This is a genomic window from Prodigiosinella aquatilis (assembly GCA_030388725.1).
Classification (GTDB): Bacteria; Pseudomonadota; Gammaproteobacteria; order Enterobacterales; family Enterobacteriaceae; genus Prodigiosinella; species Prodigiosinella aquatilis.
On the sequence record CP128857.1, the window covers coordinates 4,804,911 to 4,831,023 of the forward strand.

26 protein-coding genes are annotated in these 26,113 nt (G+C 50.0%); 3 read left to right on the plus strand and 23 right to left on the minus strand.

Annotated features, from left to right (window positions below):
- Positions 1-16: 16 nt before the first annotated feature.
- From srlB to PCO85_22365, 3 genes are read right to left on the minus strand one after another with little or no spacing between them, the layout of a single operon-like run.
- Positions 17-379, minus strand: a complete 363-nt coding sequence (srlB, locus tag PCO85_22355) for a PTS glucitol/sorbitol transporter subunit IIA (protein ID WJV53828.1) — start codon at positions 377-379, stop codon at positions 17-19.
- Positions 380-402: 23 nt separating this feature from the next.
- Positions 403-1,404, minus strand: a complete 1,002-nt coding sequence (locus PCO85_22360) for a PTS glucitol/sorbitol transporter subunit IIB (protein ID WJV53829.1) — start codon at positions 1,402-1,404, stop codon at positions 403-405.
- Between the two features lie 15 nt (positions 1,405-1,419).
- Entirely contained in the window at positions 1,420-1,968 is a 549-nt protein-coding gene (locus PCO85_22365; GenBank protein ID WJV53830.1) for a PTS glucitol/sorbitol transporter subunit IIC, read from the minus strand.
- A 192-nt stretch (positions 1,969-2,160) separates the two neighbouring features.
- On the opposite strand from PCO85_22365, the gene fsa reads away from it, so the two are divergent.
- Positions 2,161-2,823, plus strand: coding sequence for a fructose-6-phosphate aldolase (gene fsa / locus PCO85_22370; protein ID WJV53831.1), 663 nt, complete (start codon positions 2,161-2,163; stop codon positions 2,821-2,823).
- Between the two features lie 73 nt (positions 2,824-2,896).
- Here fsa and dcuR read toward each other — a convergent pair whose 3' ends face one another.
- The 5 genes from dcuR to ibpA all read right to left on the minus strand — a co-directional run bounded on the left by dcuR (position 2,897) and on the right by ibpA (position 8,807).
- Positions 2,897-3,619 (minus strand): two-component system response regulator DcuR, encoded by a 723-nt coding sequence (gene dcuR, locus PCO85_22375; protein WJV53832.1) that lies wholly within the window; start codon positions 3,617-3,619, stop codon positions 2,897-2,899.
- A complete protein-coding gene (locus PCO85_22380; GenBank protein ID WJV53833.1) occupies positions 3,612-5,225 on the minus strand; it encodes a sensor histidine kinase in 1,614 nt (537 codons plus the stop codon). The genes dcuR and PCO85_22380 overlap by 8 nt, the downstream gene beginning before the upstream one ends.
- Before the next feature lie 641 nt (positions 5,226-5,866).
- Complete coding sequence (locus PCO85_22385) at positions 5,867-7,525, minus strand: putative transporter (protein ID WJV53834.1); 1,659 nt, start codon at positions 7,523-7,525, stop codon at positions 5,867-5,869.
- A gap of 299 nt (positions 7,526-7,824) precedes the next feature.
- Positions 7,825-8,268 carry a small heat shock chaperone IbpB gene (gene ibpB, locus PCO85_22390; protein ID WJV53835.1) on the minus strand — a complete coding sequence of 148 codons (444 nt, stop codon included), beginning with the start codon at positions 8,266-8,268 and terminating at the stop codon, positions 7,825-7,827.
- A gap of 125 nt (positions 8,269-8,393) precedes the next feature.
- Positions 8,394-8,807 (minus strand): small heat shock chaperone IbpA, encoded by a 414-nt coding sequence (gene ibpA / locus PCO85_22395; protein ID WJV53836.1) that lies wholly within the window; start codon positions 8,805-8,807, stop codon positions 8,394-8,396.
- Between the two features lie 320 nt (positions 8,808-9,127).
- Between ibpA and PCO85_22400 the strand changes: the two genes are divergently transcribed.
- Entirely contained in the window at positions 9,128-9,481 is a 354-nt protein-coding gene (locus PCO85_22400) for a YceK/YidQ family lipoprotein (protein ID WJV53837.1), read from the plus strand.
- On the opposite strand, the gene PCO85_22405 is transcribed toward PCO85_22400, so the two are convergent.
- The 9 genes from PCO85_22405 to PCO85_22445 all read right to left on the minus strand — a co-directional run bounded on the left by PCO85_22405 (position 9,475) and on the right by PCO85_22445 (position 19,528).
- Positions 9,475-10,479: a LacI family DNA-binding transcriptional regulator gene (locus tag PCO85_22405; protein WJV53838.1), complete on the minus strand. Its 1,005-nt coding sequence runs from the start codon at positions 10,477-10,479 to the stop codon at positions 9,475-9,477. The two genes, PCO85_22400 and PCO85_22405, sit on opposite strands and share 7 nt — an antisense overlap.
- Before the next feature lie 235 nt (positions 10,480-10,714).
- Complete coding sequence (locus tag PCO85_22410) at positions 10,715-12,244, minus strand: tripartite tricarboxylate transporter permease (GenBank protein WJV53839.1); 1,530 nt, start codon at positions 12,242-12,244, stop codon at positions 10,715-10,717.
- A 12-nt stretch (positions 12,245-12,256) separates the two neighbouring features.
- Positions 12,257-12,721 (minus strand): tripartite tricarboxylate transporter TctB family protein, encoded by a 465-nt coding sequence (locus PCO85_22415; GenBank protein ID WJV53840.1) that lies wholly within the window; start codon positions 12,719-12,721, stop codon positions 12,257-12,259.
- A gap of 42 nt (positions 12,722-12,763) precedes the next feature.
- Positions 12,764-13,741 carry a tripartite tricarboxylate transporter substrate binding protein gene (locus PCO85_22420; GenBank protein ID WJV53841.1) on the minus strand — a complete coding sequence of 326 codons (978 nt, stop codon included), beginning with the start codon at positions 13,739-13,741 and terminating at the stop codon, positions 12,764-12,766.
- A 50-nt stretch (positions 13,742-13,791) separates the two neighbouring features.
- Positions 13,792-14,838, minus strand: coding sequence for an exo-alpha-sialidase (locus PCO85_22425; protein WJV53842.1), 1,047 nt, complete (start codon positions 14,836-14,838; stop codon positions 13,792-13,794).
- A 43-nt stretch (positions 14,839-14,881) separates the two neighbouring features.
- Positions 14,882-15,832, minus strand: coding sequence for a dihydrodipicolinate synthase family protein (locus tag PCO85_22430; protein ID WJV53843.1), 951 nt, complete (start codon positions 15,830-15,832; stop codon positions 14,882-14,884).
- A 3-nt stretch (positions 15,833-15,835) separates the two neighbouring features.
- Positions 15,836-17,488: a signal transduction protein gene (locus tag PCO85_22435; protein WJV53844.1), complete on the minus strand. Its 1,653-nt coding sequence runs from the start codon at positions 17,486-17,488 to the stop codon at positions 15,836-15,838.
- A gap of 51 nt (positions 17,489-17,539) precedes the next feature.
- Positions 17,540-19,147, minus strand: a complete 1,608-nt coding sequence (locus tag PCO85_22440) for an FGGY-family carbohydrate kinase (GenBank protein ID WJV53845.1) — start codon at positions 19,145-19,147, stop codon at positions 17,540-17,542.
- Between the two features lie 129 nt (positions 19,148-19,276).
- Entirely contained in the window at positions 19,277-19,528 is a 252-nt protein-coding gene (locus PCO85_22445; GenBank protein ID WJV53846.1) for a DUF3748 domain-containing protein, read from the minus strand.
- Positions 19,529-19,955: 427 nt separating this feature from the next.
- On the opposite strand from PCO85_22445, the gene PCO85_22450 reads away from it, so the two are divergent.
- Positions 19,956-20,213: a DUF1471 domain-containing protein gene (locus PCO85_22450; GenBank protein WJV53847.1), complete on the plus strand. Its 258-nt coding sequence runs from the start codon at positions 19,956-19,958 to the stop codon at positions 20,211-20,213.
- Positions 20,214-20,314: 101 nt separating this feature from the next.
- Here the strand turns inward: PCO85_22450 and PCO85_22455 are convergent, their stop codons facing one another.
- From PCO85_22455 to PCO85_22480, 6 genes are all read right to left on the minus strand, one after another.
- A complete protein-coding gene (locus PCO85_22455) occupies positions 20,315-21,262 on the minus strand; it encodes a LacI family DNA-binding transcriptional regulator (GenBank protein ID WJV56180.1) in 948 nt (315 codons plus the stop codon).
- A 144-nt stretch (positions 21,263-21,406) separates the two neighbouring features.
- On the minus strand, positions 21,407-21,715 hold the full coding sequence (locus PCO85_22460; GenBank protein WJV53848.1) for a PTS lactose/cellobiose transporter subunit IIA: 309 nt from the start codon (positions 21,713-21,715) through the stop codon (positions 21,407-21,409).
- A 12-nt stretch (positions 21,716-21,727) separates the two neighbouring features.
- Positions 21,728-23,116 (minus strand): glycoside hydrolase family 1 protein, encoded by a 1,389-nt coding sequence (locus PCO85_22465; GenBank protein WJV53849.1) that lies wholly within the window; start codon positions 23,114-23,116, stop codon positions 21,728-21,730.
- A gap of 52 nt (positions 23,117-23,168) precedes the next feature.
- Entirely contained in the window at positions 23,169-24,491 is a 1,323-nt protein-coding gene (locus PCO85_22470) for a PTS sugar transporter subunit IIC (protein WJV53850.1), read from the minus strand.
- Positions 24,488-24,808 carry a PTS sugar transporter subunit IIB gene (locus tag PCO85_22475; GenBank protein WJV53851.1) on the minus strand — a complete coding sequence of 107 codons (321 nt, stop codon included), beginning with the start codon at positions 24,806-24,808 and terminating at the stop codon, positions 24,488-24,490. The genes PCO85_22470 and PCO85_22475 overlap by 4 nt, the downstream gene beginning before the upstream one ends.
- A 324-nt stretch (positions 24,809-25,132) precedes the next feature.
- Positions 25,133-25,834, minus strand: a complete 702-nt coding sequence (locus PCO85_22480) for a FadR/GntR family transcriptional regulator (GenBank protein WJV53852.1) — start codon at positions 25,832-25,834, stop codon at positions 25,133-25,135.
- Between the last annotated feature and the right edge of the window lie 279 nt (positions 25,835-26,113).

The following is a 26,113-nucleotide window of genomic DNA, read 5'->3' on the forward strand; positions in this document are numbered from 1 at the left end:
TCCCTTATCTAAAAATTCAGCCCAAAATTATTAAATTACTACCAACCGTGATATCCGTTGGTATCGTGCCGGCAACGTGTATAGAGCCGGGAAATTCCGCCTGCGTAGCGCCATCAAAACGGATCGTGATATGGCCCAGCTCACGGAGATTCTGTGCCGCGACATCACCCACCGCCGTAATGGGATACACGGTGTCAGCCAGCACAAGCTGGCCGCCAGCGTGCAACTCCCCCTGCGTGTCACCATGCCGATGCAGGAAACAGAACGCCTCGATATCTTCCGGAGCCCCTTCGCGAAAGGTAATCATCATGTTTTCAACCAGAGATTCCCGGGCGTTGTCACCCACACGTGTAAATATCGTTTGGTAAATAGTTTTCATGCGTACCCCTTAACCGAATGAAATCACTGGTAAATCAAACTGGAAACTGCCCAGGCCAGCAGCACTGTCGGCGCACCGGTAAGAAAACGACCAACCAGCACAGATGGAACGCCAACACGAACCGTGTCCTGCTTGGCTTCAGCCAGCGACAGCCCCACCGGGATAAAGTCGCAGGCCGCCTGGGAATTGATGGCAAACAGTGCCGGCAGCGCCAGGTGAGGTGGAATATTCCCCAGACCAATCTGCACCCCGACCAGTACGCCGATAACCTGTGCGATAACCGCGCCAGGGCCAAGAAAAGGCGAGAGCAGTGGAAACGAGCAGATCAGAGCCAGCGTCACCAGCCCAATCGGGCTGTTCGCCAACGGCGTCAGACCATGTGCAATAAGGTCCCCCAGCCCAGAGGCGATGATGATGCCAATCAGTGCGGAAACAAATGCCATGAAGGGCAGAATGGTTTTCAGTACTGTATCAATGGTGTCGCGACCCGCCTGAAAGAACACCGCCACGACTGACCCCATTCCCATACCGATTTTCGCCAACAGCCCATCGCTTTGTTCAGTGATCTTCTTGCTACTGTCATAATCGCGACCGCTGTTCACGGCATCGTTCTCCGCGGGTATAGTCACAGTTGCGCTGGCGGTCTTTTCTGTTTCCGCTTCCACTAACTGGATATTCTTTTCACGCACCCCCGAGACATAAATGTCTTCCAGTATAAATTTCGCCAGTGGACCGGACTGACCGGTAGAATGAATATTTACGGTTGGAATACGACGTTTGGGGTAAATACCGCAGCGCAGCGTGCCACCACAGTCAATGACCGCGACGCCTATCTCTTCGGCGGGCGGTTCACCGTCTTTAAAACCGTCCACCGCCGGCCATCCGGTTAACTCGCTCAGGCGATTGACGATGGCCGGACGCGTTCCTGCCGTGATATAGACAATTTTCTTCCCCGGTACGGCTTCAATCAGTAAAGGTCCGCCCCAGCCACTTTCGCCTTTTTCAATCCGAATAATGCTGCTCATTGAAAGTTCCTCCGCTTAGAGCTGAACCTGACGGTCAAGCTGGATGTGCATTTTGCGTTCGAAAACAGAGGTGGTCAGGTCAGTGACCCATCCACGGAAAAAGTTGGTGAACATCCCGACCAGCAGATAACTCACCGCCAGCGGGCCTAATGGCAGCCCCAAAGTGGTCAGACCGTTGGCGATACCCAGATAGACGAACAGTTCACCGGGGTTGATATGGGGAAACAAACCATTCATCGAGTGACAGCTGTAAGAGGCCGCCGCATAGTAACTGGGCTTGTATTTCTCTGGCATGAAGCGGCCCAGGCTCAACGTCATCGGATTACAAAATACAAATGTGCCGATGACCGGCAGCAGCAGGTAGCGGGAAAGCGGGTTCCCGGCACAACGCTGAGCCAATCGCTCAATTCGCGACTGACCGACGAAAGTAATAAGGGCGTTCATGATGACTAACAGACTGATCAGTAAAGGCAATATGCCAGTAACCATACCGACAAAGACGTCACCACCTTTCTGAAACAGGCCGATGAACCACTCAGCCCCATGGGTGATAATTTCTATCATTATGTTCTCCTGTTTCCACTGGTGTTTAAAAAAGCGGCTAAATAAAGCAACTTATTTCTTAAAGTGATTATGAAGATATAGATAAAATCTTTCCTTTTATTTTAAATTGATCACACTTTGAAAGTTATTTATTTCAAAATAAAATAAAAATGATAGATTTACATTAAGAACAACATGTTGAGGATAATTAAAATGAAAATTTATCTTGATACCGCCGACATCCCAGCCATCGTCCGGCTGGCCCGCGTGCTCCCGTTGGCGGGGATCACCACCAATCCCAGTATTGTTGCAGCCGCTGGCAAGCCTATTCGTACTCTGCTGCCCGCGTTGCATGACGCCCTGGATAATAAAGGACAACTGTTTGCTCAGGTCATAGCCAGTACCGCGGAAGATATGGTCAAAGAGGCCCGCGTACTTCGGCAATGCATCAGCGATCTGGTTATCAAGGTTCCCGTTACGACGGAAGGACTAGCGGCCATCAAACTACTGCACAGTGAAGGCATTCCAACGTTGGGAACAGCGGTTTATGGTGCGGGACAAGGTCTACTTTCTGCGCTGGCTGGCGCGCAATTTGTGGCGCCTTACGTTAATCGGCTAGATGCACAAGGAGGGGATGGGATTCAAATGGTGCAGGAATTACAGCAACTGCTGACGCTGCATGCGCCGCAGTCCATAGTGCTGGCAGCCAGTTTCAAAACCCCCCGACAAGCGTTGAATTGCATGCTGGCAGGCTGTCAGGCCATCACCCTGCCCATCGACGTCGCTGAGCAGTTCATCACGACACCCGCCGTACAGGCAGCAATAGAAAAATTTAATCAGGACTGGCTCTCCGCCTTTGGCACCATGACGCTCTGACAACACACTGGCGGATAAAATATCCCAACCGGTATCTGTCTGTCAGACATTGCCCAGTGACAGATACCGAACGTTATTCGCAATACTGGTGCATAGTGTCCTGTTTCTCAGGTAGCAGGCGATAAAGATAAACCGGCCGGCCGGTAGAACCGTACTGAATATTGGTATCAAGAATTCCGGTATCCGCAAGGTATATCAGATACTTGCGGCATGACACGCGAGAAATACCTATCGCGTTGGCCAGCATTTCTGTGGAAAACTCTGCCCCCTGGTTCCCTTCAATCCATTCACAGACAGTACGCAATGTCAGGCTGGTCAACCCCTTCGGCAGTTTCTTTCGGTCTACAACCGGACTGCCACTGGCACGACGGATCAGATTGTCGATATCCGACTGCGCGACAAAATCCCGGTGTTTGAGCAAACTGGATTCTTCACGATATGCCACCAATGCCTGCTCAAAACGAGCAAACTGGAACGGTTTGATCAGGTAATCCACTACACCATAATGCAACGCTTTCTTGATGGTATAGACATCGCTGGCGGAAGAAATGATGATAACGTCGGTATGCTCGCTGAATTCCCGGATAGTCGGCAACAGATCCAGCCCGTTATCCTGTTGCATGTATATATCCAGCAGCACCAAATCAATTTCACAATCCGGCTGCATCAACAAGTTTCTGGCCTGCTGTAGCGTAGGGACTGTCGCATAACAGCTAAACCCGGAAACCTGATTCAGATAACACTTATTCAACTCCGCCACCATGGCATCGTCGTCGACAATCAGTACATTAATCATGGTCAAACTGCCTTGCTTGATAAGGAATATTGACGAAAAACTGGGTATACACATCGGGTTCCGACTCAAAATCGATCGTACCGCCAATTTTCTCCAGACTCTGTTTAGTCAGATACAGGCCGATGCCGCGTCCGCAACCTTTGGTAGAGAACCCTTCCTGATAAATCCGGGTTTGCACCTCCAGCGGAATTCCTGGGCCATCATCACCCACAATACAGTGCAGAAACCCGGACTGATGATGAAATGTGATACTGATTTCCCTGTTTTCCAGCCCGGATATGGCATCCATAGCATTCTCGATAAGATTACCCAGCACCGTAATCAACTCATTGGTAGCTTCAGTGTTATCAGTTTCCGGTAACAGACTGTCTTCGCTAATCGACAGTGTAATCTCCAGGTCGCGCGCCCGATTGATCTTACCCAACAGGAACCCGGCAATCACCGGTGATTTCACCTTACGGATAATCGATCCGATTTCCGCCTGATAATTATTCGCTGTTTTTAAAATATAATCTTCCAACTGAGAGTAGTATTTCAAATGCAGCATGCCCAGAATAACATGCAGCTTATTCATGAATTCATGAGATTGCGCCCGCAAAGCATCCGCGTAATAAGACATACCGGTCAGACGCTGTAATAACTGGCTGACCTCGGTTTTATCACGGAAAGTGGCAATGGCTCCAATAATGTCGTCTTTCACCACCACCGGCACCGTATTGGTCAGCAACAGGTTGCCATTGAAGTTGATCTCTTCATCCTGGTGAGGCGACCCCGTCTCCACCACCGTTTCCAGATTCATCATCGCGGGCCATTGGCTGATGGTACTGCCGATAGACAGACTCTCTGATGAACCATGCTGACTGAACAAGCGCTTGGCTTCATCATTGATGATGGTAATACGCAAATCGGTATCCACCGCAATAACGCCCTCTTTAATCTGTTTGAGCATGGCATTGCGTTGCTCAAACAGATTGGAAATTTCAAATGGTTCAAAACCAAGCATGATGCGTTTCAGGGCTTTTACCAAAAAATAGGTACCCAACAATCCTACCAACGCGCCAAACAAGATGGTCCAGGGGATAATCCAGCGATTTTCGTTAATCACCGACTGCACGCTGGTCAGTGAGATACCCACCACCACCACACCAATCTGCTTACCGTTTTCATCAAATACCGGGGTGAATACCCGCAACGCCGGATCAAGCACCCCTCGGTTCACTGCCGTATTTTCCAGCCCCAGCAAAGCTGGATAAAGATCGTCACCGATAAAATGGCGACCAATCAGGTCTGGTTCGGGGTGCGAATGACGAATCCCGCGCATATCCGTCACGATAACGAACAGTAAATGGTTACGACGCTTAACATTTTCAGAAAAACGCTGGACGGCATAAAGATCGCCGATACCTTTCAAATCATTAATCACCACCGGTGAATTCGCGACGGTGCGAGCAATGGAGAACGCTTTGTCTTTCAGGTGGGTCTCCGTTAACTCGCTGATCCGGAAGAACAACAAGGCATACACCACCAACAGCACAGAACCAATGACGGCCGACACCATAAGAATCACAGATGTTCCCAGCTTCAGCGGTGTCTTTTTCTTACTCATGTCGCACTCCGGAATAAGTATCTTCACCCCGCCATCTTAACCTGTTTCTAACTGTTTCGCGTATCCGGATAACACGCCGTGTCATATGCCAGGTGTTCTTTCCACTCGGTGTTAAAACGGAATATATTGTTCTCACCGGAGGTAATCGTGCAGAAGGGCGGGGGAAGTATTATTTCGTATCACGCTATTGTAAATACAACGGGTACAATAACAGCAGTAGTGTTATAAAAAATGAGGAAAATAAAATATCAGATTTTTATCACCCCACCGAATAAAAAAATAGTCACAACTAAGTACAATAATATTGTAAAATAAAAAATACGGTATGTTATTTTAATTACTAAACAGGTTTAATAATTTACTTATCGAATAAAATTATCAGTATAAATAATAAATTAATGATTATAAATCAAAGTGATATAACAAATTAAAAACACATTATTAACACGATGGAATTATTTTATATAGATAATAAATTAATTACCATTTTGATGGAAAATATCACTCTATGTTTTATTAAATGATTATTCATCATAATTAAATGAATACTTAATCTGTCAAAAAATAACAGGCAGTTAAATTAACAAACTGCCTGTTATTAGTACCACTGATACATCAGCCATCGGCTGATGTATCAGCTATTACATCGACCAAAACAATACCGCTAATATTTGCGGTGACATAATACGCAAAAACATGGCAATCGGATAAACGGTGGCATAGGCTAGCGCCGGCGCACCACTGGTTTCATGTAACCCATTGGCAAACGCCAGTGCGGGCGGATCGGTCATCGACCCTGCCAACATGCCACACAGCGTCAGGTAATTCATCTTCGTCAACAAACGGGCCAGAATACCCACCACCAACAACGGGATAACGGTAATCACGGCACCATAAGCAACCCACCGTAATCCATCGCCATACACCAACGTTGCAAAAAAATTCGATCCTGCCTTCAGTCCCACCACGGAAAGAAACAGCACAATACCCAATTCCCGCAGTGCCAGATTGGCGCTTGGCGGCATGAACCAATACAACTTGCCGATACTGCCAATTCGCCCCAGAATCAACGCCACCACCAGCGGTCCTCCCGCCAGCCCCAGCCGTAACGCAACCGGGAAACCGGGAATAAACAGCGGCACCGACCCCAACAACACGCCAAGGCCAATACCGATAAATACCGGCAACATCTGCACCTGTTGTAATTTTTGCTGTGCATTACCGACAATATCCGCTACCGCATCAATGGCCGTTTTCCGCCCCACCAACGTCAAAATATCGCCGAAATGCAACGATGAATTGTTGGCGGCCACCAATTCCACCCCGGCACGATTCAGGCGGGAAATCACTACGTCGTAATTTTTTTTCAAATTCAGATCACGGATTTTCTGCCCCAGAACCCGCTCGTTGGTAACAGCAACCCGTTCAACACTCAAATCCGTACCACGGGTTGATAAAGAGGTATCCACTTCGTGGCCAATCACTAAACGGGCTTGATCCAGATCGACTTGCGCGCCCACCAAATGCAAATAATCCCCCAATTGCAGGATGGAGGAAGGTGCAGGCACCATCAATGCGTTCTCCCGTTTCAGACGCGAACAGACAATCGCATTGCTGTTCAGAATCGGGACATCCTGAATCGCCAATCCTTGCAGATTAGGGTTCATCACCTCAATGTTCATAGTGTGCAATTGCTCGTGGTTCTGCCCACTGTGGCTTTCAAACTGCTTTGCTTCTCTATCCACAACGACACGAAACAGCAAGCGCAGCAACCACATCACCAGCAGAATCCCACAGATACCAAGCGGATAAGCCATGGCGTATCCCATACCCATCTGATTGATGAGCACATTGCTGGAACCCAGATCAGTCAAGATCTGCTGCCCAGCACCCAGCGAGGGGGTATTCGTTACCGCTCCAGAAAAAATCCCCAGAATGATCGGCAGCGGCACACCAAATAACGTGTAAATGGCAATAGCCACCATACCCCCCAGTAACACGGTCAGGATGGCAAAACCATTCAAACGCAGGCCCGATACCCGCAGTGAAGAGAAAAATCCCGGCCCTACCTGAATGCCGATGGTATACACAAACAGGATGAGACCAAATTCCTGAATAACATGCAGCATGTCCCCATTCAGTCTGAAGTGATAACTTTGAGCAAAGTGACCGACAATAATACCGCCAAACAAGACACCACCGATCCCCAGACCTACTCCATAGATTCGCCAGTTGCCAATCCATAACCCCAGCACTGCCACCAACGCCAGCATACTCACGGTAAGCGCAATATCACTCATAGCAGATATCCTTGAGCAGAAATGTAAACGCGATCCGTTCTATTACATCACGGAATTTGTCTCTCTCATTATAGGTGATGAGAACAAGCCCTTAGGTTTCAAATAATTGTGGCAGAAGATTATGAGGGGAACCGTGGAATACAACACAAAAACGCCCGTTACCGGTAAAGTTAACGGGCGGAAGATCACGTAACCTATTCGAAAGCAGACATCATGGCCTCATCCCGGCACGATCCTGATGCCAATAATGCGCCTATTAAAAACGGATCAGCTCTGGCATGGAGATGGTTCGCGGGTCATTATTCTTCGGTGTTCGTCACCGTCTCAGTTAGCGCAGGGTGCGACCTGCCGATAGCAATCCGCTGCGGCTGCAATGCCTCCGGCACGTTTCGAACCAGGTCGATATGCAGCAACCCGTTAGTAAACTGGGCTTCGGACACATGTAAATGTTCCGCCAGCGTAAAGCTCAGAGAAAAAGGTTTAAATACCAGCCCTTGATGCAGATACTCCACTTTTTTCTCTGGTGGTGTCGGTGTACCTTTGACAATCAGATGTTGCCCTTCCACTTCGATATCCAGCTCTTGTTGCTGGAAACCGGCTAATGCCAACGTGATTCGATAGTGGTTTTCACTGTACTTTTCAATGTTATAAGGTGGGAACTCTACGGCATCCCCCATTGAGCTGGCCAACTGATCAAAACCTATCAACTGACGCAGCAGCGGCGATAAATCATAACTACGCATGGTCGTTACTCCTTCTATGAAGCGAGATAATCTGCCCCGACAACGTCTGGCGTTGCGGAGACGTCCCCACCTTTGGCGGACGATATTCGGTTAGTACGACGATTTCTCATGCCACAGGCCGTCGGTTATTTAATTTCGATACGACGTGGTTTCAAGGCTTCCGGCACGACGCGTTGCAGGTCGATATACAGCAGCCCATTTTCCAGATTGGCAGCAGTGATCTGAATATGTTCAGCCAACTGGAATTTACGTTCAAAATTTCGTTCGGCAATCCCTTGATACAGATAGTTGCGGGGTGTGGGTTCACCACTGTGTGCCCCTTTGACAATTAGCATGTTGTCGTGGGCAGTGATCTCCAGCTCATGCTCGGCAAAACCGGCAACCGCAATGGCGATGCGATATTGGTTCTCATCAACCAATTCGACATTATACGGAGGGTAACCACCATTACTCTGGCTCTGGCCGGCTTCCAGCAGATTGAACAGGCGATCAAAACCAATGGCGGAACGATACAGCGGAGAAAAATCAGGGTTACGCATTACAGCCTCCTAAGCTTCAGCGAGGGGAGTGATAAAAACCTTCCATCAGGACAGGTCATTAGCCCGGAAAGAATATCCAATCGGCATATTCCTCTGTGTGGACATATCACAAATATGGTGACCCAGCGTCAATTTTCAATAATGGATTAGAAAAATTCGCGGTTTTTCATGCAAAATTTCCTCTGAAATCGGCAGTTATCACATACACTGAGAGAAAAGCACAATATGACAAATTTGCGTAAGCAGAAGTAACTTTCGGTTAATCTGACTATGCGGGTACAAGCGACAAAATGAGGAGATTTCCTTCTCTGGGTAACGTTATGACCATATTGAAAAGTGCCTTATTTTCATTCACGTTGTCAGGAAGCGCGTTAATTGTTTCCAGCGGTTGTTCTAGTGTGATGACACATACTGGCGGGGAGCAAGGTTACTATTCCGGAACCAAAGCCAGTGTGGCAATGCTGGAGGATAAGAAAACCAACTGGGTGATGAAACCACTTGCCGCCATCGATCTCCCCTTCTCGGCAGCATTGGATACGTTACTGTTACCATATGACTATTATCACGTTGGCGATAAATCCAAATCATCACTGCGCCAGCGGATCGCCGATCACGAACAGCAGAATCAGCTCGTCAGTTCAACAACACCAACGATGGCAGCGACTCGTCACTGATGTTCCGCCTGCTGACGATGAATCAACGTCATGGGGATCACCGCCCTGACCGGTTGTGGTTCCCGATTCAATGCCTGTTGCATAGCCTTGAAGGCATGTTCCACCCAGGCATCCTCATTCTGGCGCATAGACCAAATCTTATTGGATAAAAATCCCAGCATGGCATGTTCATCGAAGGTGCCAATATTAATCCCAGCCGGAATATAGCCATAACGTTCGCGGATAACACTGAGGATCCCTTCCAGTACTGGCAGCGAAGAGGCAATGAATGCCTGGGGTGGGACGTCATGCTGCTGGAAAAATTGCTGCATCATCAGGATACCGTCTTCCCGGCGGTTATGGCCGGCTTCTATCACACACGGCGTCAGGCCGTAATCACGTATCGACTGCTGGTAGCCTCGCAGACGGTCGTGGATCGCTGGCTGATGAATATCACCCGCCATAAAAAACAGCGGTGTGGAGGCATCATCCGCCAGCATGGCTTGTGTAAGGACAATGCCGCCCTGCAAGTTATCACTGATCACCAACGGAATATTTTCTGCGCCAAAATCACGATCCAGCAACACCAGTGGCCGTTTGACCGTCCGGACATGATGTTGCATCGCTTGCACTGACGACGGGACAACAAACAACCCGTCCACATTACGCTGCAACAGTGAATCCACCAGCGCATTTTCATGGTCAGGATCACTGTAAGAGCAGCTGATCATCAGTTGATAGCCTACTTCATGACAGCGCATTTCCAGCTTTTCTGCCAATGTCGAGAAGAAAAGGTTAGACAGGCGAGGGACTATCAGCCCAAGCGTATCAGTCTTATTCAACTTCAGGCTGCGGGCGACATGATTCACGGTATAACCGTGTTCAGTCACATAATCGGTAATACGCTGTTGGGTTTTTTCACTGATACGGTACTGCTCAGCTTTACCGTTCAATACCAGACGCACCGTGGTAATTGACAAGCTTAACGCGTTGGCAATCTGCTCAACCGTTTTTGCCATGGAACACCTTATCCATAAGGGAAATGAAAGATTTTAGTGTAGCGCATTAACTAACTCGACGCAGCTTTCCATAAGCCACAGACTGACAATGAAATCCCGATGAACGGTTTAACTAAAAGAGCAAGATATTCAGGACGCGCGAAGAGAGGTGTTTCTGAGAAAGCCTCATCTCCGCGCTCCCCTTGATATCAGGCTTACGCGACAACATACAAACCGACGAAGGAATGCGATTCCGTTATCCTGCGTTTTCACAGCTCAGTTTTTTTTTGCTGCGATAACGCTTAATCATCGGTGAAATAATCGGCAACAGTAGGGTTAGCAGCGCGATGATGATAAACACCGCACACACAGGACGAGTCAGGAAAACCATCGGGTTGCCCTGAGACATCATTAAAGAACGACGCAAGTTAGTTTCCGCCAACGGCCCCAGGATCATACCTATCACTATTGGTGACATCGAAAAATTGAGTTTTATCAGGACGTAGGCTACCAACCCGGCCCCCATCATCAAAAACACATCCACCATGCTGTGATTGACGGTATAAGCACCAACGGTACAGAGCAGCAGAATCGAAGGCACCATACAGGTACGGGGAATGTCCATTACCTTCACGAATAGCCTCATGCCGAGGAAACCCAATAGCCCCATGCAAAGGTTCGCCACCATCAGTCCGATAAAAATGGTATCCACTACTATCGGATGATCAGTAAAAAGCTGTGGTCCCAGCGCCAATCCCTGAACCAGAAAAGCCCCCATAATGATAGCAGTCGCGCCATCACCGGGAATACCCAGCGTCATTAGCGGAACCATACTGCCACCCGCCACCGAGTTGGCGCCGGCTTCCGGCGCAGAGACGCCTTCCGGTGAACCATGACCAAATTCTTCCGGTGTTTTTGACCACCGCTTGGCCTCGTTGTATGAGATCCAGGAAGCAATATCGCCCCCAACACCGGGAATAGTGCCGATACCAGTGCCAATAACGGATGAACGTATCCAGGTTGGCAGACAGCGTTTGAAATCCACCCAACTCGGCAAAATACGCGTGATCTTCGCTACTGCTTTTTGAACATTGTTTGCATGGCGGGAACGCAGTTCCTCTTCGAAACCCAGTAATCCCTGCGAGAAGGCAAACAACCCCACTAATACCGGGATAAACGAGATCCCCCCCATCAGGTAAACCGAGTCAAAGGTAAAACGCATGCCGCTGGTCATCGGGTCAAGACCAATGGTGGCAATGGCCAGCCCTAACCCGCCACCCATTAACCCTTTAACAATCGACTGAGAGGACACACTGGTAATAATACTGATCCCGAACACTGACAACGCGAAATACTCGGGGGCTGAAAATCCAGTGGCAACCGTCGCCAGCATCGGCGCAATCAGGATCAGGGCGATAGTGCTGAACACCCCGCCAAACAGCGAACCCATGGTCGACAACCCCAATGCTCTGCCCGCCTCACCGCGTTTCGCCATTGGATAACCATCCAATACCGTGGCGGCCGATGCCGGTGTGCCGGGGGTACTGATTAAAATAGCGGTGATCGACCCACCATATACCGCGCCGCAATACACACCCAATAGCAGCAATATCCCGTTGACACCCTGAAAAGAGTAGGTGAGCGGCAATAACAGGGCAATCCCCATATTCACGGTGAGACCAGGAATAATACCGATCACAATACCGGCCAATGTGCCAAGGAAAATGATGATCAGGGTGTTAAAACTCAATACCGTGGCAAACGCTGAAAGAAGCTCGTTCATCATCACTCCATAATGTCAGGACTCACTGAAAACCGAGGTCGGCAGTGGGGAGTTAAACAGGTAGGTAAAGGCGCAATAGATCACCACCACAATGCACAGTGTCGACAGCACGATAAACCAGGGACGACGTTCATTCATAAACAACATGACACCGGGAATAAACAGCAACGCCGAAACCAGAAATCCCGCGTAATTTAATAACACACCAAACACCACTGCCATCGCCCCCAAAATCAAGGGACGCCGGACATAAACTGACGACAGATCAACGGCAATATCCACCTGATGGCGATCCTTAATCACCGCAATCCACTGGAATAGGCCAAGCACAATAAACAACCACGCCAGGCCATAAGGCCAAAACCGTTCCCCCGGCACACCGGATGCATCAAACATGGCCATGTTGCGCGACAAGAACAGCATCAGTCCGCCCAATCCTATCGAACACAAGCCAATTAACAGGTTCCACTTACGCATCATGATTCTCCCTACCGCCGGGCTTCCGGCGGTAGTTGTCACTTATTATTTTTTCATTGTTTCAGCGATCAGTTGCTTATACATGGCATCATCCTCTTTCATCATGTCGGCTGCATCCTGACCCACGATGGTCACCGGCATAATTCCTTGTTTTCTCAACGCTTCCTTATAAGCCGGTTCATTAACCACTTCAGTAAAGGTTTTCACCAGTTGGCTTTCGATTTTCGGCGGCAGTTTCGCCGTGGTGGCCAACACTGCCCAGGCACGCATCTTCACGTTAAAGTTCAGATTCAGCGCCTCCTTGATGGTGGGAACATCGGGGAACAACGCGAAACGTTTGTCGTCCATTACCGCCAGCACGCGCAAAATACCGGCATCAACTTGTGATTTAACCGCCCCCGGCGTGGTCAGCACCGCGTCAAGATGACCCCCGACCAATGCGGCAATAGATGGGCCGGTACCTTCGTTATAAGGAATATGGTTGAATTTGGTGTGCGTATTATTTTCAATATTCACGGTGGCCAGATCATAAATCGCCCCCATACCCGAGTTACCCACCATGAGTTTTCCCGGATGCTGTTTTGCCGCCTGGATAAAATCTTTCATTGTTTTGTAACTGGAATCCGCTTTCACCACGATAGCCACCGGGTCGGCGATAGTGGTCACCAATGGCGTGAAATCTTTATAGGTGACGGGGGATTTGTGTTGATAAGGGAACATCGCCAGCTCAACTGTGGTCATGACCAGTTTGTAACCATCCGGTTTGGCTTTCGCAACTTCAATCAGCCCAGTAACTCCATTGCCAGCTGGCTTGTTGACCGGGACAAAAATAATGCCTTTCGGCAGCCGATCTTTGGCATACTCAAGCAGTGTCCGGGCGGAGGTATCAGTACCGCCACCAGGATTTTTGGGGATAATGACTTCAATGTTTCTCGTCGGATAGGTTAACATTTGCTTGGCAACAGCCTGTGCGGCCAGCAGTGGCATCGCTGCGGCCAGAAGCACACACCAATATTTTTTCATCGTTTTCTCCTTTTATGACTTTATTGTGTAGGGCGGTTCAGGGTACAGATTCACAGACCGAACACGATCTGCTGATAAACGATATTTTTCCGATTCCAGGTATAGGTCACATGCAGCGAGTCACCATCGGCGATGATAGCCGGGTAGGAAAACTCGCCAGGTTCCTGTTCCAGGTCGATCAGGTTCTCCCAGGTGTCGCCATTATCGGCGGAATAAGCGACCGTAAGCGGATAACGCCGGCTCCAGTTACCAGTGACGGGGTTATACACCAGCACCAGCTGATTATGGCCGAGCGAGACCATATCAATACCGCTGTTGTTATTGGGCAGCGCGGTAGCATAAGCGTCGCACCAGTTACGCCCATAATCAGCGGAATCACTGCGATACAGACGACCACGGGTACTACGCATCAGAACATGGATTCGTCCCAGCGCGGATTCCCAGGCTGAGGGCTGAATCACCCCGTCCCACTGGAATACCCGCGTCAGATTGTTTTCCCACAAGGCATCCTGTTTCAGCCCCTGCCAGAGCGCATCCTGATGGTTCTCCGCCGGGGTTTGATGCGTCAGCGGTATTGCGACGGATTGCCACTGTTGTCCACCATCACCGCTGATATCGACAAACGCGTCCCAGTAGCGATCGTCCTCCACCGAGCCGGGGGCCAGCCACTCACCGTTGGACATCACCAGCACTTTATTCTTGACCGGACCGCGTGGTGTGCAGTCCCCTGCCACCAGTGGCCGGGGAGATGACCAACTGACGCCATCATCATCCGATACCGTCATCCGTGTCTGCCAGTGGTGGACATCCGCACCGACTTTATAAAACAGCCATAACTGACCATCCTGATGGTGCAATACCGGGTTCCAGTGCGCCAATCCCGGTTCTGCTGCGATCGACAGCGGTTGCTGCCAGTTTCCCTGCTCACCACATGACAACCAGATAGCGGTATCGCCGCTGCCTTCCTTCTCTCCGGCAAAATACGCCACCCGCAGACGGTTGCCCGGCAGGGAAACCACCGTCGAGGCATGGCAACTGCCAAAATAGTGGTGTTCAGCGGGCAACAGTAATTGTTGTTTTACCTGCGTCAGTGTCATGGCGGCCCCTTTGGTTATTAGTTGTTCTTTATGTCACGCCTGATTAAGGATTGAGTTGCGTCGTAAACGGCTGGCCCAGTCGCAGCATGCTGCTGATGGCGTCCGGAAAAAAGCTCTCGCCATACGCCGCGCTGCTACGCACCCGGCAAATGTGGGTCGAGAAGTTACCACATTGCTGCTGGTAGTGCTTGGCACAGGCCGGATAATCGAGAAACTCCACCAATGCGGCAGTGGAAAGATAGTCCGACAGTTGTTGCGCCAGCAACGGCTGTTCACGCCAGTGCTCATAAAGCCAGACGTACAACTGTGGATGGAAATTAGCCATCACACCGCTGTAAGCCTGACATCCGGCTTGCAACGATGGCAACAGCGTCTGGCTGTTAGCATTGGCCAAATGCAACCGGGTGCCTTGCGCCAGTTGTAAGCGCCGTTTGATGGTCGGCAGGTCGCAACACGTATCCTTGATAAAGGTGTAACGCCCGCTGTGCGCGCACCACGCCACCGTGTCATCAGACAGCAGGCGTTTGTAAGGATAAGGACATTCGTAAATCCCCAGATCCACGTAGGTAGGCAACTGTGCTGTCAATAACTGCAACTGATTGAGCGCGACCTGATCAGACTCTCCCGACAACGCCAACCGGTTACTGATCAGGATCAGGCCGTCTATGCCGGTTTCCGCCATACCATTAAGCTGCTCAACTTGTTGGCTAATGCCGCAGGCAGTATGACCGGATGCCACCACCGGTACACGTCCGTCCACCAGCTCAACGATAAAACGCACCAGCTCACGGGTTTCCTTATCGCTCAGAAAGAACATTTCGCTCGACTGACAGGCAGCAAACAGACCATGTACCCCGGCCGCCAGATACCACTCCACCAGACGACCCAACGAGTCATAGTCAATCTCGCCACGTTCATCGAATGGCGTCAGCATTACCGGCCACACGCCGGTGTATTTTTGCTCGTTATGTTGTTGATCGCTGTCGTACTGCATAATTCACTCCGCCAAAAGCGTATGGGCATCGCCCGCCATAAAGACCCGGATATTCTGTGTCAGCGCCTGCGCCACAAATGCTTTCAGGACATCGCCCAGTTGTGCCTCGTCGACATACGCCACCGTTAGATGGTTACTCTGGTGGCCCGCCATCAGATCATCCCGGCTGACACCATCCAACACCGCATTCAACAATGGCCATTCATAGTTGGTGGCACGGCGACGGCGTTCGAACTCGGCAGGCGGCAATTCCACTGCGGTACCGGTACCAATATGCATGATGACCTGCGTTCCTTCATAGTGGGCGCGCGCCCAGATAAAGCGCCCGGCCTTGCTCTGACCGGTGATGGTGGAACCGCCATATGGGAAGAACATCGGCGGCTGACGATAACCGGTCGCCCCGGCGATGCCCCCTTTCAGATGGGCGAACGGCACCGCACCAGAGATTTCCAGATCCCAATAGAATGTGCCCTGATAATCACTGCCCCAGCGAATATCGTGCAGCGTGGTTTCCGCCGGTAAGCCCAGACCATGCAACAGTCGCCATAGCATTACCTGTGGAATCGCACTGCCCATATCCACTTCGTTGATGCAGGGTATCGCCATATCTGGACGGATAATCTCGCCTTGCTCATCCGGCAACGGGAAACGCTCCGCGTTACCAATCGCGCCTTCGGCAAAATCAGAGGCAGCACAACTGTCTTTCAGACCCTGCTGATACTGCACACCCACTGCGGTCAACCCAAAACGCTTCACAAAACGCGCCATGGCAATCATCATCGCGCACTGTTCCAGTACCTGCTCACGCGTCAACTGCCGACTACCGTCTGTGCCAAATTCAAACTGCATACCCTGTTGTTCATACCATTGCAGGCAGCTCTCACGCAGCGACATCGGCACTTTCGCCATTTCCACCAGCAAGGCGGACTGTGACAGAGATTCAATCGGCATACCGGTGTTCACCATCGCCTGTTGTGGGAACATGCCGTTAATCATGCCCATGCAGAAGGTATCAAACAGACCGATAATCGCCTTGTGGCGCAAAATGTACTCCCCGACCTGACGCCCGATCTGGCCCGCGTCGGTAGCCAATACCGGGTGTGAAGGCGCAACCGGGTGGAGATAGCCGGTTTTATGGCTAACCGCACCATCCCGTAGCCAGGTGGATAGATCCTGGCGGAAATCATCATCTTCAAAGGTTTCAGACCACATCCGAGAATAGGCTCGTTCCAGACTAGTAAGACAGCCTGCCATACACAACATGCCTACCAACCCCGGCCAGGTGCCATCAAAATTGGCCAGCAATAGCACCGGGCCGCGGTGATGCACTAACGATGGCGCCAGATGATGAGAGTATTGCCAGGCGGTCAGCAACACGATGACCGGTGCATCCGGATCGATAGCGGCAAAAACCGCACTACCTTCCTGCTGACTGCTGATAAAGCCATGTCCACGGTCAGCATTCACGGGATGAGCCCGCTTCATGCGATAGCCCAGTTGCTCCAGAACCATCTGTAATTTGTTCTCAAACTGCTGTTGGGTAGGCCAGCACGTCACATTAGCGGGTTCACGCAAATCCGCATTGGTGACCAATAACACTTCTCCGGCCTCGGCACTCAGTCTGGCGGGGGATTCGGGTAAATTGAGTTTCAACATCGTTTGCTCCTGCATGTCTGTTCCGGCATTGGCCGGGATGATTCTAATGGATTACCGCACGCCGTCAGTGCCCGCTAGCTGACACAATTGCTGTTCGGCAGTCTGTTGATCCTGATACATCTGCAAATAAATTCGGTATTTGGCGTCATGAAATGCCTGATGTTGCCGGTCTGCCCGGATCAATGTGCCGGGGCGAACCAACGCAGCTGCCGCCTGAGGTAATGATGGATAAGTGCCGCAGGCGACAGCGCCCAATAAGGCGGCCCCCAGCGTGACGGCATCGTCTTCGCTGACCAGTTGGATATCACAGCCGGTAATGGCGGCGTATTCCCGCAGCCACAATGGATTCTTGGTTGCTCCGCCGCACATCACCAACCGGGTAATCTGATGGCCAGCCTGATTCATGCTGTCGATAATATGGCGGGTGCCATAGGCAATGGCCTGTAGTGTCGCCAGATACAACCGAGCCAGCGCATCCGGTCCCTGTTCCAGGGTCAGTCCCATTACCGTCCCTCTGGCATGAGGATTAGCGCGCGGTGAACGGTTGCCGTGATGATCGGCCAATACATGCAAGTGACGAGTCGGCAATGGCTCACGCTGTTCCAGCAATGCCACCCACTCGTTCAAAATCTCGTAAACACTGCATTGCCGCTGGTTAGCTTGTGCCTGCAACGCGGTCCACTCCGCATGCTGATGCAATGTCCACTCCACCAGTGCGCCAGCGGCACTCTGTCCCCCTTCACTCAGCCACCACTGCGGTAGCATTGCACCCCAGTATGGCCCCCAGACACCGGGTACGCTGACCGGCTCAAGGTTCACTAACATATGACAATTAGATGTGCCGCTGATAATCGCCAGGCTGCCTTCCGGCTGGCTGCCAACCAGCGCCAGCCCGCCGGCATGTGCATCAATAATGCCGCTGGCGATCACCACGCCTGGTAATAACCCACACTGTTGTGCCGCTTCCGCACTCAGCGTCCCTGCTTTTTCACCAAGCTGAAGGATGTGAGGCGGTATCTTTTCCAGCAGATCCGTCAGTTCAACCGCCTGAAGCAAGGTGTCACTGAAACGGTTTTCATGGGCCAAATAATTCCATTTACACGTCAGAGTACACACGCTGGCAACATCGGCACCGCTCGCCCGCCAGACCAGATAGTCCGCTAAATCAAAAAACCGCCACACCTGTTGATAACGTTCATGAAAATGGTGTTTCAACCATAAAATTTTGGGGAGCTCCATCTCAATGCTGACTTCACCACCGACGTAATGCAGGGCTGCATCACCGGTAGCATTAATCGCCGCAGTTTCTGCCTCCGCACGATGATCCATCCACATCACGATATCGTGGTCAGCTTCACCCTGTTCCGCCACGGAAACCGGTTTACCGTCGGTCCCGACGGCCACCAGCGAGCAGGTGGCATCAAAACCGATAGCACGGATACCCGCGGGTTCAATTTGCGACTCAGCCAGCGCCTCGTGGATGCTGTCGCATACCGCCTGCCAGATATTCGCTGATGATTGCTCCACCAAATTGGCACGGGGATGGAATTGCTGGATGGGCCGTACCGCAAAGGCCAGTCGCCGACCGCTACTGTCAAATACGCCGGCTCTCACGCTGGCAGAACCGACATCCACGCCCATAAAGCAATCATTTTTCATGACTCTTCCTCATTGCTAACTCGAGTTAGCAATGTATTTAAAGAGAGAGAAAGAGACAATGCTTTTTAACTTGAAGTGTGAAGTCGATCGGTGAACAAAAAATAACCATCTGAAAGTCAAACGGTTTTATCAGGCAAAAAGAAACCATTTTTTAACATATTGATGCCGGCAATTTTGTCTTCCGGAAAGGACATCAGGAGGGAGAAAACGGCAAGCGATAACTAAACTTCCACCACACAGCGTAACGGCCTGATAACGGGCGTCATCTCGAACTATCACTCCGTGACAGTGATGGAAATCATAGGGCCAGTTTGCATCCGGGTTTTCCGGACCGTGAATAAAAACATAACGTAATGACGGGGCCAAGCTACCGGTCGCCACCCCACATGCACACCCAGTCCAGCACTGGTAATAACCTCGGTTCTCCGGGTATTAATGACTGTCAAACCTGTGAACAAAGATTTATACGATATTGCATCGTAAACCAACCAGTCTTCATCTCACTATTAGATATTAATGTTGGTTACATGCTTAAAAACAGCACTAAATGTTAATTAGTTTTCTTAATCTATAGAATATGCCCACATATATCGTAATAAATTGGAACATCATAATAAAAAAAGCGGAATTATATAAAAACCTTAAAAATCATTGAATTATTTACAATGCTTGACTGTTTTTTCTTTCAAATAAATAGAACAATAAACTCAAGAACATTAGGTTTCCAACCAAGAAACAGAGGCGTAACCTTTCTTGCATCGAAAGGGAAACACCTTTCATTGTCATAAACAAAGTAAGGAAAGGCATCATGAAAAACCTGAAAACCATCGCTATCGCTGCAGTACTGTCCACCGTTTCTTTCGGTTCTTTTGCTGCTGAATATGTGAATGCCCAACAGGCGCAGCAGTTCCATAAAGTCGGTGTAGTCACTGCCAGCGCCAGGGATCTGAGCTCACTGCAAGCCAAACTGGCGGCCAAAGCCGATCAGCAAGGCGCCAAAGCGTATTACATCACCTCCGCTGTCGGTAATGACACGCTCCGCGGTACGGCGATAATTTATAGTTAATTCATTCATTATTATTACCCTCATCCCCGGTTTGCCTGTGTCCACTTCAAACCGGGGTTTTTTATTGTCTGGAGGGTCGAAAAGAGCTGCGTGAATACACTTTAGTAAGGGGTGATGAGACTACCGCGCAATGGCGGGAATTGCAGATCCTCGGAAAATGGCAAGCTAACCATTTGCAGAGCACGTTGCGCCAGCACATCCAACGGATAGTTAATCGCCGGGAGATGAGGTTCACCAGACATTTGTACTGCACAGCCATCAAGACTGAAGACGATCACCTGTTCAGGAACTGAACGCTGAAATTGACGCAGAATCTTTACCGCTTCCAACCCAATGTAATAATCCGTCACCAGCAGTGCATCAAACTGCACATTAGCGGTGATCAAACCCTGCAAAGCAATATTGACTGATACGTCGTAGTCGATAACCAACTGACGGTTATAAGGCAGCGGGTAGCTTTCCAACGCGTTACGATAGCCTTGCATCACCTGATCGGCAGCCTCACCGGTGTGAAAATTCAATAGCGCTATTTTTTTACGATTATGACTAATCAGATAGTGACCTGCGGTTTCCGTCGCAAACAAATAATCAAAATCAATTTTGCTTTTTGATGCAGCACCAAGACAGTCGATCAACACCACCTCATCGGGTAATGACGGCAAATCAAAGCGCGCCCCCACCACCATCACCGCATCACACAACCCACGACTCAGCTCCGCAATTGCCTGATCAACCGCCTGCGCATTATCGGCAAAACGCAGCAGCAGATACTTCTGATGCTGGCTGAGCTGTTTTTCCAGCGCCTGCAAATAACCGGTCGCCTGCTGGATATGTTCGGTAGCACAAATCACACCAATACAACCCGTGCTCTGACTCGCCAGCGACTGACCAATAAAATTAGGCTGATAGTTAAGAATTTCAACCGCACGCAGCACCGCTTGTCGACTTTCTTCTTTTACACCCCGGCTACCACTTATCACCCGAGATACCGTGGCCTTAGACACCTGAGCCAATCGTGCTACATCATTGATACTTGTTGTATTTTTTATAGCAAGAACCTCTTTACAGTAGGAACATCTTTACCGTCGACAGAGTGCGTTCTTTACCGGCCGCCGTCATAAACGCAATAAAATGGAGAAAAGCCAACAAACAAGATAAGGCGTTAATCTATCGCCATTCCTCGAACACTTTTCTTACGACTGACGTTGATAGAGAGCGATCATTTCCTCAATCAATTCACGAGCCAGTATCGCCGTCATCAGATGATCCTGTGCATGAACCATAATCAGCGTCATGGGCATTTTACCTTCCCCGGCATCTTCCTCAATCAATTCCGTCTGTACCCGGTGTGCCATGCGGGAAAAGGTGTCAGACTCCTTCAGCAACGCCTGCGCTTGTTCAAAATCACCTTCTCGCGCAGCGTGTAATGCCTCAAAACACAAACTGCGGGCTTGTCCGGCATTGACGATAATTTCCATAACCGTACTTTCCAAATCTCTCATGGCATCTTCCCCTCAGTCCGCTTCAAAACCATTTCTCGCCGCCATCGCCGCGAACCATTCACCGCTCTTTTTCAGCGTACGTTTTTGGGTCGTCAAATCCAGTTGTACGAAACCATAACGATTTTTATAGGCGTTCAACCACGACCAGTTATCAATGAATGTCCACATGTGATAACCGAGGCAGTTGCCGCCTTCCGTTATACCTTTATGTACCCATTTCAGATGTTCGCGGATAAACGTTATCCGGTAGTCATCCTGAATCTGACCATGTTCACTGAAACGCTGCTCATTCTCGACGCCCATACCATTTTCAGAAATAAAGCAGCGAGGATTGCCATAGTTAAGACGCAGATTGGTCAAAATGTCGTAGATACCGGGTTCATAGATTTCCCAGCCACGATACGGGTTCATCTTGCGACCCGGCATGTCATAACTGGCAAAGAACCATTCAGGCATAAATGGGCTGTCCGGATTCACCAGGCTGTCGCGACATTGGATGCGGCGCGGCTGATAATAATTAATCCCCAGTAGATCAACCACACCCTCCGTCAGCAGTGCCTTATCTTCTGGCTGGCAGGCGGGCAGTTGCCCGTACTGTTGCAGCAACGCTACCAATTCCTGCGGATAAACCCCTTTCAAGGCGGGATCGAGAAAGCTACGGTTAAACATCAAATCAGCGATGTTCGCTGCGTTAACATCCGCTGGATTTTGTGAGCGTGGGTAAGACGGTGTCAGGTTGAGAATAATACCGATCTCACCATCTTGACCCTGAGCGCGATAAGTCTTCACCGCCAACGCATGTGCCAGCATAGTGTGGTAGGCCACGCTGGCCGCACGCTTGAAATCCACGACATTCGGATAGTGGAAATCATACAGATAACCGCCTTCCACCGGTACGATCGGTTCATTGAACGTAAACCAATGCTTCACCCGGTCGCCAAACAAGCGAAAACAGGTGGCGGCATAGTCACCATAAGCCTTCACCACCGCCCGGTTTTCCCAGCCGCCCTGACGTTGCATCACCAATGGCATATCAAAATGGAACAGGTTGATAAACGGCGTGATGCCCTGCGCCAGCATTTCATCTATTACCTGGTTGTAAAACGCCACCGCCCGTGGATTCACCTCGCCTACACCGTCAGGCAGTAATCTCGCCCACGAAATCGACGTTCGGAAGGTATTGTGATGCAACGTTTTCAGCAGTGCGATATCTTCACGCCAGTGCTGATAAAATGTTGACGTCTCCGCTGGCCCGACTTGCTGGTGAAAGCGACCGGGCTGAAGGGCAAACCATTCATCCCAGATAGTGGCGCTTTTCCCACCATGGAGGCTATCGCCTTCAGTCTGCGGTGCCGAACTGGCACTGCCCCACCAAAAATCCGTTGGAAAGTGATAAATCATGGTTTATCTCACTGTGTCGATGACCGATTTGGCCACGATAAATAACCGGTAACTACACGTTAGCGGTCGATTCGGCAGTCATCTGTTGGTCTCTTTCCTGCTCTTGTTTCAACAAGGTGTGTTCATAGACTTTCAGAAACGGGTAATACATCATCGCCGATGTCACCATACAGAACAGACACATAATCACCGGGCTGAATGCCCAGTTGGCCGCCCACGAGGCACCAATCGGCGCCGGGGTTGTCCACGGCGTCAGTGAAACCACCTGCGCTACCCAGCCAAGTTTGGTGGCGATATAGGCAAAGATGGCATTCACCATCGGAACAAAAATAAACGGCAGGAACATCAACGGGTTCATGATGATTGGAGCACCGAACAAGATAGGTTCATTGATGTTAAAAAAGCTCGGCACCACACCCATCCGACCAATGGTTCGCAGATGGACGGAGCGGCTGCGCAATAATAGAAAGGCCAGTGGTAATGTTGAACCCACCCCACCAATCAGCAGATAGTGATCCCAGAAGCCTTGTAGATAGATATGCGGCAATGGCTCACCCGCAGACAGCGCGGCCTGATTCAACGCCAGATTTGTCATCCAGAACGGGTTCATGATACCAGTCACAATCAGTGCGCCATGAATCCCGGCAAACCACAGAATCTGGCAGATAAACACGGAAATCAAAATAGCAGGCAGAGAGTCGGATGCCGAAATCAATGGTGCCAGCAGATGCATGATGGCGGCAGGAATGTTCATGCCAGTAACGGACTGAATAAACAGATTAAATGGATGCAGCGTCGCCACGATCACCAGTACCGGGATCAGGATCTCAAAAGAACGCGCGACGCCGGTCGGCACTTCTTTCGGCAAACGGATGGTTATCCTGTGATGCTTAAGCCAGGCGTATACTTCACTGGCATAGATCGAAGTGATAATCGCGGTAAAAATCCCTTCACCAGAGAAATATTGTGTAGAAATTTGCTTATCGTGATAAGGCGCGGCAACCAACAGAAACGCCATCAGCGATAGCAAGCCCGTCATGACCGGATCTAGCTTGTAGTGTCTGCCGAGGCTCGCACCAATCCCAACGGAAATAAAGAAGGTCATCACCCCCATGCTAAGGTAATACGGCAACATCAACTGATCACGGTATTCCAGTGAAAAGTTCAACCAGCCGCGGGCAAATCCCATAGTGGTCTCTGGCGAGAATGGCGGGAAAATAAACACCAGCATAAACGAACCGATAATCATGAAAGGCAAGGCAGCGATAAATCCATCACGAATAGCGATGACATGCCGTTGCTGCCCCACCGTACCGGCCAGTGGCGTAATTTTCTGTTCGATGATATCCACCATCGACTGATAGAGGCTACTCATGCGTCATGTCCTTGTTCGATCAACGAAAATGCAAAATCCAGCACCTTGTCACCACGCTGCATGCCGTAATCCATCATATCGATAGCCGCGATAGGAATACCTTTCGCAGACGCTTTTTTCTGTAGCGACGGCAACATATATTTGACCTGTGGCCCCAACAATACCACCTGGTAACCACCGACCTGCTCATCGAACTCGTTGGTGGGATATGCGGCAATCTCCACCTCCACATTACGTTCTTTGGCAACATCAAGCATCTTGCGGACCAACAGGCTGGTCGACATACCGGCAGAGCAACAAAGCATGATCTTTTTCATTCCGAATCCCTCGTGATACCGTGGTTTACTTGCAGATTGGAAACAATACGGAAACCGTTTCCCATAGAAATAAATCAAAGGTGATAATGGGTTCACGAAATGCAAAATGTATCAGGAGACATTGTGAAACGCGTCACGGAAAGGACATATCAGCCACACACAAAAATCAAAAATAGACTAATGGCGGTGCAAATTGATGGGAAAAAACCTGGTGCGTAACGTAATATTTACCAGCCAGAAAACCGGGATACGTGAGGCGACCGCCACGTTCGGCGAACCAATTAACCGAAACCAGGTAGTTTCAGTGGAATATCTGAACTTGACTTATTGTTCTTCGCTGCCGAAAAGATGGTCATAAACATGCTGCAAATGGCGCTCCATACACGCCCGTGCCTGCGGCGCATCACGCGCGACAATCGCATTAGTGATATCCGTATGGTCCTGATTCATTGCCAACGGAAAGTTGGTATCCGCGTAATGGCTTTCCAACCGCACGAAACGGAGAGTCTTACGTTTATTCCATAGGTATTCCATCATATCGCGCAACACTTCGTTGCCAGACATTTCACTGATTAGCAAATGGAAGCGCTTATCTTCATGCAGGAATTTTTCATCATTCACATGCCGGCGCGTAAGGTCATGGGTGATCTCCAGCAATTCGGCACGTTGATCATCAGTAGCATTGTGTGCAGCCAATTCAGCCATCATGGCTTCATAAACTTGCCGCGCATGAATAAACGACTTCAAGCTGAATTCGTCATCCACTGGTGAAGTGGCTATCGCTGGCAGCGGATCACTGACATACACCCCGTTTCCAGTGCGGATTTCCACCCAGCCGGTAATCTCCAGCGCAATTAGCGCTTCACGGATGGAAGAACGGCTCACGCCGAGTTGGCGCGCTAACTCACGCTCCGACGGCAACAATTCGCCCGCGCCAAACTGCCCGTTTTTGATGCAGGTAATCAGGAGATTAGATATTTGCCGGTAAAGTCGTTCAACTTTCAGTGTTGGTAACGGTAACGCCATCTCTCCCCCTGATATTCCTTCTACAGTCAACTATCGTGATCAATATGCCGCAGCTTACCACAGCCAGAAAAACGGAAAGAAAATAAAATCATCATGTTAAGAACACATTAGCGCCCAGCCCATCTTACCTTTGTTGTCAACATCGATGATCTCGGCGAGTAAACCCCTTATTAACGTGATCTGCATCACAGAAAACAACCCCTCTGTCGTGAAATAGTTATTAGGTCTGGTGGCCTGACCACCAGACCTTACATGCCTCTTATCATCACCGGAATGGCG

Coding starts and splice junctions, on each gene's coding strand:
- PCO85_22440 (WJV53845.1), bottom strand. CDS start 19,147: ATGAAAAATGATTGCTTTATGGGCGTGGATGTCGGTTCTGCCAGCGTG.
- PCO85_22450 (WJV53847.1), top strand. CDS start 19,956: ATGAAAAACCTGAAAACCATCGCTATCGCTGCAGTACTGTCCACCGTT.
- PCO85_22380 (WJV53833.1), bottom strand. CDS start 5,225: ATGAGTAAGAAAAAGACACCGCTGAAGCTGGGAACATCTGTGATTCTT.
- PCO85_22400 (WJV53837.1), top strand. CDS start 9,128: ATGACCATATTGAAAAGTGCCTTATTTTCATTCACGTTGTCAGGAAGC.
- dcuR (WJV53832.1), bottom strand. CDS start 3,619: ATGATTAATGTACTGATTGTCGACGACGATGCCATGGTGGCGGAGTTG.
- PCO85_22405 (WJV53838.1), bottom strand. CDS start 10,479: ATGGCAAAAACGGTTGAGCAGATTGCCAACGCGTTAAGCTTGTCAATT.
- PCO85_22410 (WJV53839.1), bottom strand. CDS start 12,244: ATGATGAACGAGCTTCTTTCAGCGTTTGCCACGGTATTGAGTTTTAAC.
- PCO85_22480 (WJV53852.1), bottom strand. CDS start 25,834: ATGGCGTTACCGTTACCAACACTGAAAGTTGAACGACTTTACCGGCAA.
- PCO85_22465 (WJV53849.1), bottom strand. CDS start 23,116: ATGATTTATCACTTTCCAACGGATTTTTGGTGGGGCAGTGCCAGTTCG.
- PCO85_22420 (WJV53841.1), bottom strand. CDS start 13,741: ATGAAAAAATATTGGTGTGTGCTTCTGGCCGCAGCGATGCCACTGCTG.
- PCO85_22475 (WJV53851.1), bottom strand. CDS start 24,808: ATGAAAAAGATCATGCTTTGTTGCTCTGCCGGTATGTCGACCAGCCTG.
- fsa (WJV53831.1), top strand. CDS start 2,161: ATGAAAATTTATCTTGATACCGCCGACATCCCAGCCATCGTCCGGCTG.
- PCO85_22430 (WJV53843.1), bottom strand. CDS start 15,832: ATGCAGTACGACAGCGATCAACAACATAACGAGCAAAAATACACCGGC.
- PCO85_22435 (WJV53844.1), bottom strand. CDS start 17,488: ATGTTGAAACTCAATTTACCCGAATCCCCCGCCAGACTGAGTGCCGAG.
- PCO85_22470 (WJV53850.1), bottom strand. CDS start 24,491: ATGAGTAGCCTCTATCAGTCGATGGTGGATATCATCGAACAGAAAATT.
- srlB (WJV53828.1), bottom strand. CDS start 379: ATGAAAACTATTTACCAAACGATATTTACACGTGTGGGTGACAACGCC.
- PCO85_22365 (WJV53830.1), bottom strand. CDS start 1,968: ATGATAGAAATTATCACCCATGGGGCTGAGTGGTTCATCGGCCTGTTT.
- PCO85_22460 (WJV53848.1), bottom strand. CDS start 21,715: ATGAGAGATTTGGAAAGTACGGTTATGGAAATTATCGTCAATGCCGGA.
- PCO85_22385 (WJV53834.1), bottom strand. CDS start 7,525: ATGAGTGATATTGCGCTTACCGTGAGTATGCTGGCGTTGGTGGCAGTG.
- ibpB (WJV53835.1), bottom strand. CDS start 8,268: ATGCGTAGTTATGATTTATCGCCGCTGCTGCGTCAGTTGATAGGTTTT.
- ibpA (WJV53836.1), bottom strand. CDS start 8,807: ATGCGTAACCCTGATTTTTCTCCGCTGTATCGTTCCGCCATTGGTTTT.
- PCO85_22360 (WJV53829.1), bottom strand. CDS start 1,404: ATGAGCAGCATTATTCGGATTGAAAAAGGCGAAAGTGGCTGGGGCGGA.
- PCO85_22415 (WJV53840.1), bottom strand. CDS start 12,721: ATGATGCGTAAGTGGAACCTGTTAATTGGCTTGTGTTCGATAGGATTG.
- PCO85_22425 (WJV53842.1), bottom strand. CDS start 14,838: ATGACACTGACGCAGGTAAAACAACAATTACTGTTGCCCGCTGAACAC.